The sequence below is a fragment of the Isoptericola sp. Y541 genome, assembly GCF_059445465.1.
The window spans coordinates 270,166-283,358 of record NZ_JCAIUJ010000005.1 but is presented as its reverse complement, the minus strand read 5'-3'; the positions used below and the strand labels follow the sequence as shown (position 1 = coordinate 283,358).

General features: G+C 74.0%; 12 protein-coding genes. 5 read left to right on the top strand and 7 right to left on the bottom strand.

All coding sequences use genetic code 11. The features are described 5' to 3' along the window. Positions 1-2 precede the first annotated feature (2 nt). On the top strand, positions 3-929 hold the full coding sequence (locus tag AC1C2V_RS13355; RefSeq protein WP_495390109.1) for an RNA polymerase sigma-70 factor: 927 nt from the start codon (positions 3-5) through the stop codon (positions 927-929). A 143-nt stretch (positions 930-1,072) separates the two neighbouring features. Continuing rightward, positions 1,073-2,812 (top strand): pyruvate dehydrogenase, encoded by a 1,740-nt coding sequence (locus tag AC1C2V_RS13350; RefSeq protein WP_495390108.1) that lies wholly within the window; start codon positions 1,073-1,075, stop codon positions 2,810-2,812. Between the two features lie 57 nt (positions 2,813-2,869). On the opposite strand, the gene hisC is transcribed toward AC1C2V_RS13350, so the two are convergent. Both hisC and AC1C2V_RS13340 read right to left on the bottom strand, forming a co-directional pair. Further along, positions 2,870-3,967: a histidinol-phosphate transaminase gene (gene hisC, locus AC1C2V_RS13345; protein ID WP_495390107.1), complete on the bottom strand. Its 1,098-nt coding sequence runs from the start codon at positions 3,965-3,967 to the stop codon at positions 2,870-2,872. Positions 3,968-3,989: 22 nt separating this feature from the next. Then, complete coding sequence (locus tag AC1C2V_RS13340; RefSeq protein WP_495390106.1) at positions 3,990-4,907, bottom strand: ATP-grasp domain-containing protein; 918 nt, start codon at positions 4,905-4,907, stop codon at positions 3,990-3,992. A gap of 142 nt (positions 4,908-5,049) precedes the next feature. On the opposite strand from AC1C2V_RS13340, the gene AC1C2V_RS13335 reads away from it, so the two are divergent. Beyond that, positions 5,050-5,448, top strand: a complete 399-nt coding sequence (locus tag AC1C2V_RS13335) for a phage holin family protein (protein ID WP_495390105.1) — start codon at positions 5,050-5,052, stop codon at positions 5,446-5,448. Between the two features lie 30 nt (positions 5,449-5,478). Here AC1C2V_RS13335 and AC1C2V_RS13330 read toward each other — a convergent pair whose 3' ends face one another. The 3 genes from AC1C2V_RS13330 to AC1C2V_RS13320 form a co-directional block, all read right to left on the bottom strand. Next, complete coding sequence (locus tag AC1C2V_RS13330) at positions 5,479-7,134, bottom strand: hypothetical protein (protein ID WP_495390104.1); 1,656 nt, start codon at positions 7,132-7,134, stop codon at positions 5,479-5,481. Next, positions 7,131-7,406 (bottom strand): hypothetical protein, encoded by a 276-nt coding sequence (locus AC1C2V_RS13325; RefSeq protein ID WP_495390103.1) that lies wholly within the window; start codon positions 7,404-7,406, stop codon positions 7,131-7,133. Before AC1C2V_RS13325 ends, AC1C2V_RS13330 begins: the two co-directional genes overlap by 4 nt. 145 nt (positions 7,407-7,551) lie before the next feature. Then, complete coding sequence (locus AC1C2V_RS13320; protein ID WP_495390102.1) at positions 7,552-8,448, bottom strand: sigma-70 family RNA polymerase sigma factor; 897 nt, start codon at positions 8,446-8,448, stop codon at positions 7,552-7,554. A gap of 129 nt (positions 8,449-8,577) precedes the next feature. Here AC1C2V_RS13320 and AC1C2V_RS13315 point away from each other — a divergent pair, with 129 nt between their 5' ends. Both AC1C2V_RS13315 and purB read left to right on the top strand, forming a co-directional pair. After that, entirely contained in the window at positions 8,578-9,924 is a 1,347-nt protein-coding gene (locus AC1C2V_RS13315) for an FAD-binding oxidoreductase (protein ID WP_495390101.1), read from the top strand. A 120-nt stretch (positions 9,925-10,044) separates the two neighbouring features. Next, entirely contained in the window at positions 10,045-11,568 is a 1,524-nt protein-coding gene (gene purB / locus AC1C2V_RS13310; protein ID WP_495390100.1) for an adenylosuccinate lyase, read from the top strand. Positions 11,569-11,678: 110 nt separating this feature from the next. On the opposite strand, the gene AC1C2V_RS13305 is transcribed toward purB, so the two are convergent. Next, a complete protein-coding gene (locus AC1C2V_RS13305) occupies positions 11,679-12,734 on the bottom strand; it encodes a hypothetical protein (RefSeq protein WP_495390099.1) in 1,056 nt (351 codons plus the stop codon). Next, positions 12,731-13,123, bottom strand: a complete 393-nt coding sequence (locus tag AC1C2V_RS13300; protein WP_495390098.1) for a PadR family transcriptional regulator — start codon at positions 13,121-13,123, stop codon at positions 12,731-12,733. Before AC1C2V_RS13300 ends, AC1C2V_RS13305 begins: the two co-directional genes overlap by 4 nt. Positions 13,124-13,193 lie beyond the last annotated feature (70 nt).

Here is a 13,193-nt window from a genome sequence, read left to right as displayed (position 1 = left end):
GGATGGCCCGCACCGAGGAGTTCACCGCGCTGCGGCCACTGCTGTTCGCGATCGCCTACCGGATCCTCGGCAGCGTGAGCGATGCCGAGGACACCGTGCAGGAGACCTGGCTGCGCTACGAGGGCACGACCACGGAACCGGCATCGGTCAAGTCGTTCCTGTCCGCCGTGGTGACGCGGATCTCGATCGACGTGCTCCGCTCCGCGCGGGTCCGCCGCGAGGAGTACACCGGCACCTGGCTCCCCGAGCCCCTGCTGGACGACCCCTACGACGACCCGCAACGCTCCGCCGAGCTCGCCGACTCGGTGTCCGTCGCCGCGCTGCTCCTGCTCGAGCGGCTCAGCCCCCTGGAGCGAGCGGTGTTCGTGCTGCGCGATGTCTTCGACTTCGACTTCGCCGAGGTCGCCGCGGCAGTGGACCGCTCCGAGCCCGCCTGCCGGCAGCTCGCGGTGCGGGCGCGCCGGCACATGGCCGAGGGGCGCCCCCGGTTCGACGCCGACCGCCGGGAGCGCGACGAGCTCACCTCCCGGTTCATCGAGGCGTTCCGAGAGGGGGACGTCGACGGGCTCGCCGAGCTGCTCGCCGCCGACGTCCAGGTGATCGGCGACGGCGGCGGCAAGGCGCCCGCGTTCGCCCGGCCGGTCGCGGGCAGGGACAACGTGCTCCGCGTCTTCGCGGCCTTCGCCGACCGCCTGCCCGGCACGGGCCTGCTCTTCGAGATCCATGAGGTCAACCGCCAGCCGGGCATGGTCATGCGCACCGCCGACCGGCACGTCGTGGGCGTCATGGCCTTCGACGTGCTGGAGGGTCACATCCAGACCGTCCGCGCCGTCATCAATCCCGACAAGCTCACCCATCTGGGGCCGGTCGCCGACGCCTGGGCGGTGCACGAGCAGACGATGCGCGCGCGACGCCACCGGCATCCCTGAGGTCCCCTCGGCGGGGCCGAGGACCCGTGGCGACACGACGGGTATCTTCGGTCCAGCCCCTCCCCCCACTTTCCCCGCGCGCGCCCGACCCGGCTGGGGCAGCATCGCAAGAGACCGGCACCCCGACCCTGGAGGCCCCCGTCATGGCACGCTCCGTCGCTGAACACCTCGTGGACCAGCTCGTTACCGCCGGGGTGAAGCGCATCTACGGCATCGTGGGCGACTCGCTCAACCCGATCGTGGACGCCGTGCGCCGCACCGAGGGCATCGACTGGGTGCACGTGCGCCACGAGGAGGCGGCCGCCTTCGCCGCGGCCGCGGACGCGGAGGTGACGGGCGAGCTCGCCGTCTGCGCCGGGTCGTGCGGGCCGGGCAACCTGCACCTCATCAACGGCCTGTACGACGCGAACCGGTCGCACCTGCCCGTGCTCGCGATCGCCTCGCACATCCCGTCCCCGCAGATCGGCACGCAGTTCTTCCAGGAGACGCACCCGGACCGCATCTTCAACGAGGCGTCCGTGTTCTCGGAGATGATCTCGTCGGCGGCCCAGCTGCCGCGCGTCACCCGGTCCGCCATCCAGCACGCGCTCGCCGCGCCCGGCGTCGCGGTGCTCACCCTGCCGGGCGACGTCGCCGACGAGCGCGTGCCCGACGACGCCGCGCCGATCCTCGTGCCGGGAGCCCGCCCCGGGCGCCTCGTGCCGCACGACACCGACGTCGAGGCGCTCGCCGAGGCGATCAACACGGCGAACAAGGTGACGCTGTTCGTCGGTGCCGGTGCACGCGACGCCCGGGACGCCGTGCTCGAGCTCGCCGACCTGGCCGCCGCGCCGGTGGGCCACTCGCTGCGCGGCAAGGAGATCATCCAGTACGACAACCCGCACGACGTCGGCATGTCCGGCCTGCTCGGGTACGGCTCGTGCCACGAGGCGGTCCACTCCGCCGACCTGCTGATCCTGGTGGGCACCGACTTCCCGTACGACTCGTTCCTGCCGGCGGACGTGCCGACCGCGCAGATCGACGTCGACGCCTCGCACCTGGGCCGGCGCACGCGGCTCGACCTGCCGGTGCACGGCGACGTCGGCGCGACGCTGCGGCTGCTCAACCCGCTCGTCAAGCGCAAGCGGGACCGCAAGTTCCTGCGGTCGATGGTCGACAAGCACGTCGGTCTCATGACCAAGGTGGTGGGCGCCTACACGCGCAACGTGGAGAAGCACACGCCCATCCACCCGGAGTACGCGGCGGTGCAGCTCGACGAGACGGCCGCGGACGACGCCGTGTTCACCGTCGACACGGGGATGAACAACGTGTGGGCCGCGCGGTACATCACGCCGAACGGGAAGCGGCGCGTCATCGGGTCGTTCCTGCACGGCTCGATGGCGAACGCGCTGCCGCACGCCATCGGCGTGGCGTTCGCCCAGCCCGGCCGCCAGGTAGTGGCGCTCGCCGGCGACGGCGGCCTGTCCATGCTGCTGGGCGAGCTCATCACCGTGCGCACCCACGACCTGCCCGTGAAGATCGTCGTCTTCAACAACGCGACGCTCGGCATGGTGAAGCTCGAGATGCTCGTGGAGGGCCTGCCCTCCTACGGCACCGACTCGCCCCCGGTCGACTACCGCAACATCGGGCTCGCCGTCGGCATCCCGTCAGTGCGCGTCGAGCGGCCGAAGGACCTGCGCCGGGCGCTCCAGGACGGCCTCGACCGCGAGGGCCCCGCCCTCATCGAGGTGGTCACCGACCCGAACGCGCTGTCGATCCCGCCGTCCATCACGTCCGGCCAGATCCGCGGGTTCGCCACCGCCATGACCAAGCAGATCTTCGGCGGCGGCATGGGCGAGGTGATGTCGATGGCCCGGTCGAACCTCCGCAACCTGCCCCGCTAGGACGTCCCGTCGGTCGAGCCTGTCGAGACCCGGGTTTCGACAGGCTCAACCAGCGGGTCAGCGCCAGTCGGCGGCGACGTCGAGGAACGCGTCGTTCGCCTCGATCTCGCCGATGGTCACGCGCAGGCCGTCGCCTGCGAACGGGCGCACGAGGACGCCCGCGGCGGTCGCCTCGGCGGCGCGGTCCATGGTGGCGTCGCCGAGGGGGAACCACACGAAGTTCGCCTGTGTCTCGGGCAGCGCCCAGCCCTGCCCGCGCAAGGCGTCGGTGACGCGGTCGCGCTCGGCGACCAGCGCGTCGACGCGCTCGCGCAGCTCGGCCTGCGCGACGGGCTCGAGGGAGGCGAGCGCGGCGCGCTGCGCGACGTGGTTGACGCCGAACGGCGTGGACACCGCCCGGATCCCGGCCGCGAGCCGGGGCTCCGCGACCGCGTAGCCGACGCGCAGCCCCGCGAGCCCGTAGGCCTTGGACAGGGTGCGCAGCAGCACCACGTTCGGGTGCCGGCGCAGCAGGTCGACGCCGTCGGGCGCCTGCGGGTCGCGCACGAACTCAAGGTACGCCTCGTCGACGATCACCAGCACGTCGCGCGGGACGGCGGCGAGGAGGGTCGCCAGCTCGTCGGCGTGCACCACCGGCCCGGTGGGGTTGTTGGGGGTGCAGACCATCACGACGCGGGTGCGCGGCGTGACGGCGGCGGCCATGGCCGGCAGGTCGAGGCGTCCTCCGGCGGTGACGGGCACGGTGACGGCCGTGCCGCCCGCGACGGCGACCGCGATCGGGTACGCCTCGAAGGAGCGCCACGGGAACACGACTTCGTCGCCGTGCTCGACGACGGCCTGCAGCACGTGCGCCAGCACCGCCACCGACCCGTTGCCCACCACGACTCGGTCGCCGGAGACCCCGACGTGCGCGGCGAGCGCCTCGACCAGCTCCGTCGCGTACATGTCCGGGTAGCGGTTCGCCTCCTCGGCGGCGCGGGTGATCGCCTCGAGGACGGACGGCAGCGGCGGGTACGGGTTCTCGTTCGACGACAGCTTCCACAGCTTCGCGCCCTGGCCGGCGCGCGCGCCCGGCACGTACGCGGGCAGCGCGGCGACGGCGGCGCGCAGGGGGACGGTCGACGAGTCGGCGGGGATGCGGGCGGGGGTGGTCACAGCGATCAAGGATGCCACCCGCTCAGAGCCGTGCGAAGAACTCCGCGATCGCGTCGGCGGCGGGCACCTCGACCTTCGCCTCCACGTCCGGGCTGTAGTTGGTGTTGGTGTTGATGTCGTACGGCACCGTGCGGCCGTCGACGGTCTCGAAGAACTCGACCCCGGCGATCTCGATGCCCTGCTCCGCGAGCAGCCGCTCGAGCGGGGCGACCAGCGGGTGGTCGGCCGTGATCTCGGGCCGCAGCTCGAAGAGCGGCGGCGGGGTCTCGCCGTCGGCGCCGGGCAGCGCGCACGCCTCGGCGGGGCACAGCTCGAAGCCGCCGGACGTGTCCACCCGCACGGCGTAGTGGAAGCGGCCGCCCACGAACTCGGCGCGGGTGACGAACGGCTCGGGCGCCACGAGCAGCTCCTGCAGCAGCCACACGCCGTCCACGGGCTCGTCCACCAGGCCCGCGTCGAGCGCCGCGGCGAACGTCTCGACGTCGTCGAACCGCTGCACCCCCAGCCCCTTTCCGCCGCGGTTGTGCTTGGTGATGAACGGCGCGGGGATCCGGGCGGCGGCCTCGCGCAGCGCGCCCCGGTCCGTGACGGCGATCGTGCGCGGCACGTCGAGGCCGGCGGCGCGCAGCAGCGCGTACTGCCGCACCTTGCTCACCTCGAGCGACGCGGCGCGGGTCCCGTTGACCACGCGCCGGCCCGCGGCCTCCGCCACGGAGAGCAGCGCCTGCGCCGCCTCTGGCGCGTGCGGCACTCCGCGGGTGTGGGCCGACGCGCTCAGCCGCGACCAGAGCACGACGTCGGCCGAGGGCGCGGTGAGGTCGAGGGTGACGTCGCCCAGATGCTGGGTCTCGAGGCGCAGTCCGGCGCGGTCGAACGCGCGGTCGAACGGCGGGAGCCACTCGGCGTTGTCGTGCAGGACGAGGACGGTACGTTCGCTCACCCGGCGAGCCTACGCGCGGGGGTTTCGACAGGCTCAACCACCGGTGGTGGGGCGTGATTCGACAGGCTCAACCACCGGTGGTGGGGCGTGATTCGACAGGCTCAACCACCGGTGGTGGGGCGTGACGTGCCACGATGGCACCATGAACTTCATCGTCCGCGTGATCGTCACGGCCCTCGCGCTGTGGCTGAGCGACCTGATCTTCACCAACCTCGAGATCAAACCCGAGTACGACGGCGACAACCTGCTGTCCTACGTCCTGGCCGTGCTCGGCGCGGCACTGGTGTTCACCATCATCAGCAGCTTCGTGAAGCCGATCGTCAGCGTCATCTCCATCCCGTTGCTCATCCTCACGCTCGGGCTGTTCTACCTCGTCATCAACGCCTTCGTGCTGTGGCTGACCACGTGGATCACCGACCAGGGGTGGTTCGGCGACTGGGGCGTCAGCGTGACCGGCGGCTTCTGGTGGTACATCTGGATCGCCCTGATCCTCGCCGTGCTGCAAGCCATCATCGGAGCGTTCGCGCCCAAGAGGGGCTGAGCACCTGCCCGCACCTGGCACAGCGTGAATTCATTGCAGCGTCGCCCCCGTCGGGACTCCCGGCGGGGGCGATGTCGTGCCCGCGGGCCCGGGCGCGAGCACGGCGGCGGGCTCGGAGCCGCCGACGCGGCGGGCCACGAACCACCGGGTCTGGGCCCGCGTGCCGCCGAGCAGCCGCTCCAGGCGCCCGGTCACGCCCGCCACCTGCACGTTTCCGGACGCGCGTGCCGCGGCCAGCGTGCGCAGGTGCGAGGGCATGGCGTGCGCGAGCGAGATGCTGCCCGCGGCCGCGAAGTCGGCCGGGTCGGTCGATGCGAGCAGCCTGCGGCCCACGGTGACGCGGTCCGCCGTCGCCGGGTTCTCGTCGCTGGAACGCCCGTCGACCGTCGAGACGAGCTCCTCGTCGTTCTCCAGGTGCAGCACCGGCACCCCGGTCGGAGTTGCGAACGTCGCCGTCGGCGAGCCCGCCGTCACCACCCCGCCCACCGGGTGCTTCGCTCGGAACGCCGGCGACGCCGCGAGCGCCGTCGCCGCGATCCCACCGAGGCTGTGCCCGACGAGCACCACCAGCTCGTCCGCCCCTGCGCCTGCCTGGTCGAGCGCCTGCTCGACGGCGACGGAGACGTCGGCCGTCTCGTGCGCCATGAGCTGCAGGTCGGTGGCGGCGTCGAACGGGTTGGCCGGCGAGATCAGCTCCTGCGTGCCGGGTATCAGCACGGTCCACGACGTCGTGCCGTCATCGTGCGCCACCCGCTCCACCGCGAGCGTGCCCTCGGGCGCCCCCGCCCCGCGCCGGCCGACGACGCCGCTGCCGAAGGGGTAGAGGTCGGCCGTGCGGGCGAGTGCCTCGGCGACGGTGCCCGACGGGCAGTCGGCCCAGTCGGGCGGCGGGCCGGCCAGGTCCGCGTCGGTCAGCGGCAGCACCCGGACCTCGGAGGCGGGCAGCAGCGCGTCGACGACGTCGGACAGCGCCCCCGCGCCCCGCGTCAGGCCGCCCGCGCCCCAGCCGACCCCGGTGACCGCCTCGTCCGCGTACGGCGCGAGGACCCGCCACACGTTCGCCACCAGGCCGTCCGACGGGTCGGTCGCCTCGTGCGTCGCCGGCGGCGGGGGCGCCACGGCCTCCGGGGCGGTGACCCCCACATCGGCGACTCCCGCGTCGGCGCCTCCCGCGTCGGCGCCTCCCAGGCCCTGCCACCACTGCATCCCCTGCGACGCGGCCACGAAGGCCCGCGCCGGCGGGGACGCGGCCACCGCTGCGACCACCACCCCGACCCCCAGGCCCTGCCACGTCAGGAACGCCCCGATCGTGTGGTCGAGGAACGTCTCCGCGCGGCGGTAGAGCCCGGCCGCGAGGCGCAGCCGCAGCGCGCACCGCTCGACGCGGGACGCACGAGACCCCAGCCGTGCGCCGGCGGCGGCGACCCGCTCCGCCATGGCACCCGCCGCCGCGACCTCCCGCCCGTCGGCACGCGGCGCGAAGGGCGGCGCCAGCGGGTCGGGCACCCACGTCCATCGCAGGAGGACGCCCTGCGCGCTCGAGCAGCGGCGCGAGGCCTGCCGCAGCCGCTCCGCCGCGGCGTCGAGCAGCGCGGCCGCGCCCTGCACGGCGTCCGCGTCGACCCGCGTGAGCCCCGGCCCGCCCGAGATCGTCAGCGTCTCCCGCGGGGGTACGCCCCTGGTCATCGGCCCAGCACCGCCGCCAGGTCCTCGAGGCCGCGCAGGTCGCCGTCGAGCCCGGCCAGGAGCGCCGTCATCTCGTCCCGGAACCGCTGGGCCGCCTCCGACTCCCACGCGATGCCGAGGCTGCGGCGGGCGCCGGCCGCGGCGTCGACCACGTCCTCGCGCGCGGCGAGCAGGACGGCGCGCGCCTCGCCCCCCGCGGTCGCGCTCGATGCGCCGAGGGCGGTCGCCGGAAGGAGCGCGGCGGTGGTGTCGGGCGGGACGGGAGTGGTCATGCCGGGACGCTAGGCCGGGCGACGGGCGTCCCGGCCGCTGGTCGGGCACGCCTGTGCACCGCGCCCACCTGGGGACAGGCTCCGCGCCATGGGACACCGCGCCGCCGTCCGGATCAGCCGCCGTCCGGATCAGCCGCCGTCTGGATCACACGGGCTGCGCGACCTCGGACAGGCGTTCGCGGTCGGACAGGATGTCGATTCCCACCACGCGGCCCCCGCGCACCGTGAACGCGAGCACCGAGAACACCGTCCCGTCGTCGAGCACCGTGACGAGCCCGGGCGACCCGCCCACGAGCGCGAGGCGCGAGAACCCAGCGGTGCCGAAGTGCAGCCGCGCCTGCTCGGCCACGGCGCGCGCGCCGCGCAGCAGCCGGGACATCTCGCCCGGGCCGTAGTCCACCCGCACCGTCACCTCGGGGTCGAGCAGGGCGAGGAGCCCGTCGAAGTCGCCGGCCTGCGACGCCGCGAGGTAGGCGGACACGACCTCCCGCCGCCGAACGATGTCGTCCTGCACGGGCACGGCCTCGCGCACCTTGCGCCGCGCCCGGCTGGCGAGCTGGCGCGTGGCGGCGTGGGACCGGTCCACGATCGGCGCGATCTCCTCGAACGGCACCGAGAACTGGTCGTGCAGCACGAAGGCGACGCGCTCAGCCGGAGCCAGCGTGTCCAGCACGACGAGCAGCGCGACGCCGATCTCGTCCGACTCGATCGCCTGCCGCTCGGGGTCGTCGAGCCCGTCGGCCGGCGACACGAGAAAGTCCGGCAGGTGCGCGTCGCCCACGGACTCCCCCAGCGACTCCCACGCCGCCTCCCGGCGCGTGGACCGCGAGCGCAGCAGGTTGAGCGCCACGCGGCCGACGATCGTCGTGAGCCAGCCGCCGAGGTTCTCCACGCCCGCCGTGCCGGCCGACTGCGCCCGCACCCAGGCGTCCTGCACCGCGTCCTCCGCGTCGGCGGCGGAGCCCAGCACCCGGTACGCCACCGAGCGCAGGTGCGGTCGGAACGCCTCGAACTGATCCGCCATGAGCTGGTCCGTGCTCACCGGTCACACTCCTTCGCCGGGCCGTGTCAGAGAGATGACAGCAACCGCTGCCGGTACCCACCGAGCCGTGCCACCCAACCACGGGGCCACGACACCGGCCGCACACGACCGATCATCCGAGGAGCCCGCATGACCCACCTGACCTCTTCCGACACCCTCTCCCGCACCCTCACCGTCGCCCTCACCGGGCGCCTGCTGCTCCCCGGCGACGACGGCTTCGAGGCCGCCTCCACCCCGTGGAACCTCGCCGTGCGGCAGCCCGTCGCGGCCGTCGTCGAGGCGGCCGACGCCGACGACGTCGCCGCAGCCGTGCGGTCCGCGCGGGACGCCGGGCTGGCGGTAGCCGCGCAGTCGACCGGCCACGGCGCGTCGGGAGACGTGGCGGACGCAATCCTGCTGCACACCCGGGCGATCGACCGCGTCGAGGTGGACCCGGCGCGGCGGGTCGCCCGGGTCGGCGCCGGTGCCTCCTGGGGCGCCGTGCAGGCCGCGGCCGCCCCGCACGGCCTCACGGCCCTGCTCGGCAGCGCCCCCGGCGTGGGCGCGGTCGGCTACACGCTCGGCGGCGGGCTCGGCTGGTTCAGCCGCGCCCACGGCCTCGCGGCCGACCACGTGCGGTCGTTCGACGTCGTCGACGCAGACGGCGCACCCGCCACGGTCACGGCGGAGTCCGACCCGGAGCTGTTCTGGGCGCTGCGCGGCGGGGGCGGCGACCTCGCCGTCGTGACCGCGATGGAGATCGACCTGGAGCCGGTGCCGGCGTTCTCGGGCGGCAAGGTCGTCTGGCCCGCTGAGCGCGCCGCCGAGGCCCTCGACATCTTCCGCGAGGTCACCGCGGCGGCCCCGCCCGAGCTCAGCCTGTGGCTGTCCCGCGTCGAGGCGCCCGGCGCCCCGGCCGTCGTCGTGCACGCCGCCTTCCTCGGTGACGCAGGAGCAGCGCGGGAGCTGCTGGCGCCGTTCAACGCCGTGCCTGGCGCCCTCGGGCCGGACGTCGACACCGCGATCGGCCCGGTCGGGCTCGCCGACATCGGCGACATCACCGCCGACCCGACCGACCCGGCCGCGGGCCGCTCGCGCGCCGAGCTCCAGTCCCGGATCGACGACGAGGCGGTGGACCGCCTGTTCACGACGCCGGTCGCGCCGCTGCTGATGCTGCAGCTGCGGCACCTGGGCGGCGCGCTCGCCATCCCGGGGGACGGCGCCGGCGCCCTGGGAGCGATCGCCGAGCCGTACCTGCTGTACGCGTTCGGCCTGGCGTTCGAGCCGGGGCTCGCGGCCGCCGTCGGCCACCGGCTGGAGGCGCTGCCCGCCGAGCTCGCCGGGCCGGGAACCCTGCGCAAGCCGGCGACGTTCCTCGCCCCCGGCGAGAGCGCGGCGGCCGCGTACGACGCGACCGCCCTCGCCCGGCTGCAGGAGCTCAAGCGCGCCCGCGACCCGCACGGCACCATCCGCGGGAACTACCCGCTCCTCGGCTGATGGCACAGATCCCCGGACGAGCGAGCCGTCGGTCGAGCCTGCACCGTCCTGAGCCTGTCGAAGGGTCGCGACCCCGTGGCCTCGGCAGGTTCGACCGGCGGGATTCGCCCTCGTGGGAGAATGTGGGCCGTGACCTCCCCCGCGCCGCAGACCTCGCCGACCGACGTCCAGCCCGCCCGCGTGAACCTCGCCGACGTCACGCCGCCCATCGCGCTCGGCCCGCTCGACGGCCGGTACCGCGGGGCCGTCGCGCCCCTGGTGGACCACCTCAGCGAGGCCGCGCTGAACCGGGCGCGCGTCCACGTCGAGGTCGAGTGGCTGGTCACGCTGTGCAATGGAACTGCGGGCAACGGCCCGTCGACGAACGAGGGCGAGGCCCCGGGCGCCGTCGTCCCCGGCGCCCCCACTCTGACCGACGCCGAGATCGCGTACCTGCGCACGATCCCCGCCACGTTCGGCGCGGACGAGATCGCCGAGCTCGCCGCCATCGAGCGCGAGACGGTCCACGACGTCAAGGCCGTCGAGTACTTCATCAAGCGCCGCATCTCCGCCGCCCCCGACGTCCTGGGCGCCACGAACCTCCCGGCCGCGAGCGAGCTCGTGCACTTCGCCTGCACCAGCGAGGACATCAACAACCTGTCGTACGCGCTCATGGTGCAGGGCGGCGTGCGCGACGTCTGGCTGCCCGCCGCGACCGACCTGGCCGACCAGCTCGCCGGCATGGCTCGTGAGCACGCCGACGTGCCGATGCTGAGCCGCACGCACGGCCAGCCGGCGACGCCCACGACCATGGGGAAGGAGCTCGCCGTCCTCGCGCACCGCCTGCGCCGCCAGCTGCGCCGCATCGAGGGCGCCGAATACCTGGGCAAGCTCAACGGCGCCACCGGCACCTACGGCGCGCACACCGTGGCCGTCCCGGGGGCCGACTGGCCCGCCGTCTCGAAGGCGTTCGTGGAGCACCTCGGCCTCACGTGGAACCCGCTCACCACGCAGATTGAGTCGCACGACTGGCAGGCGGAGATCTACGCCGACGTCGCCCGGTTCAACCGCATCCTGCACAACCTCGCCACCGACGTGTGGACGTACATCTCGATGGGCTTCTTCACGCAGATCCCCGTCGCGGGCGCCACGGGGTCGTCGACCATGCCGCACAAGGTCAACCCGATCCGGTTCGAGAACGCCGAGGCCAACCTCGAGATCTCCTGCTCGCTGCTGGACACCCTGTCGGCGACGTTGGTGACGAGCCGCCTGCAGCGCGACCTCACCGACTCCACCACGCAGCGCAACATCGGCCCCGCGTTCGGGCACTCGCTGCTCGCGATCGACAACGTGCGGCGCGGCCTCAAGGCGCTCAACGTCAACGCCGCCCTCATGGCCGACGACCTCGACCACAACTGGGAGGTGCTCGGCGAGCCCGTCCAGTCGGCGATGCGCGCCGCGTCCGTCGCCGGCGTCGAGGGCATGGAGGACCCGTACGAGCGCCTCAAGGAGCTCACCCGCGGCCAGCGCGTCGACGCCGCGCGGATGCGCGAGTTCGTCGCCGGCCTCGGCCTGCCCGACGACGTCGCCGCGCGCCTCGCGGAACTCACACCCGCGTCGTACACGGGCGTCGCCGCGCAGCTCGTCGCGGACTACCTGGACTGACGGCCACACCCGGCCGCCGAACAGGCGGTTGACACCGTTATGGGCCTCAGACGCCGCCCATAACGGTGTCAACCGCTTGTTCGGCATCGCGGCGGATGCCCACTCGCGGATCAAGCGGCGCGCGACGTGCCCGGCGCCCGGCGTCCACCAGCGGCGGACAGGAGAGCCCGGTGTGAGGCACGCGCCTCGGCCAGCTCGTCGAGTCGGTTGACGAGCCAGCGCATCGCAGTCGTCGCGGCAATCGCGAAGGCGAGCAGCGCCCAAATATTCCCGAGGTCCACCGTCTCCGGATCGAGGGATCCCGACCAGAAGAACGACGAGCGCGCCAGCCCGACGGCAATGACGACCCCGGCGAGCGCCGGCACAGCGTCCCTCGTCCGCGGCCACAGAAGCCCGAGGCCGAACAGGCCCGCCAACGGGACGACGATCGCCTGCGCGGTCCACGTCGTCGAACCGACCCCGGACCACCAGGGCGCCCCGACGTGTGCCGAGTCGGCGAACGTCGCCGCAACGTAGCCGCCAACTGCCGACACCATGAGCGACAGGACGGTCACGGCGCGGCGCCAGTCGTGTCCCGTCACGCGGCAGCGCGCATGCTCCACGACGGCGCCCGCGTGGACGACCAGCCCGACCATCCACCCCGCGTCGAGGTATGCGGCATACTCGCGGCCGGTGAGGGCGAGCACCGCGACCGTCACGACGGCGGCAGCCGCGGCCGTCGCGACCAGCACCCGACCCGTTCGCGCGGCACCAGCAAGGAGCGCGACGACACCGACCGCCCAGATCGCCCAGGGCAGGGCCATGGGCACGGTCGACACGAACGACGGCGCACCGGCGCCGGCGAGGAGGGCCGAGGCGGCGGCCAGCGCCCTCGCCGCCGGGATCACGAGAAGTATCGGGAGGCCGGCGAACAGCACGCCGGTGCCCGAGCGGCGCTGCCCCGGCGTCGACCCCAGCGGCGCGAGCAGCCACTCACGCACGGCGGCACCGAGCAGGTCGTGACGCTCGCCGCGGGTGGGGCGCGACTGCCCGGGCTCGGCACCGTCGAGCAGGTGGCCGAGCATCTCGGCCTCGTGCGCGCGGCGATACGTGTAGGGGAAGAGCCGCAGCAGCCGGCGGTAGTCGCGGACGAGCACCGGCGTCACGGGCATCTGAGCGTCGCTCATGCCGGCACCTCCCCCAGCCCGGCCGCGGCGGGGCGACCAGATCGCGCGGCCCGAGAGCGCTGTGCCTCGAGCCTCTCGAGCGCCTGCCGCGCCTGGACTTCGGACCGCCGCGCCTCGACGTCGAGCCGCGTGCCACCGTCCGCGGTCAGCCGGTAGTAGCGCCGCAGCCGCGAGTCGACCACCTCCTCGTGGTCCACCTCGACGAGCCCAGCCGCGACGAGCCGGTCGATCGCGCCGTAGAGCGTGCCGGCACGCAGGGCGACCCGCCCGTCGGAGCTCGCCTCGACGTCCTGGGAGATCCCGTACCCGTGCGACGGCCCCTGCGCGAGGGCGGACAGGATGAGGAACGCCGGTTCCTGCAACGGTCTGCTAGCGGGCTTCGATGCCATGCCCGGAAACATACCATCGTCACGAGACTATCCCTGCCGACACGCGTCACTGCCGCGCCGCACGTCGTCG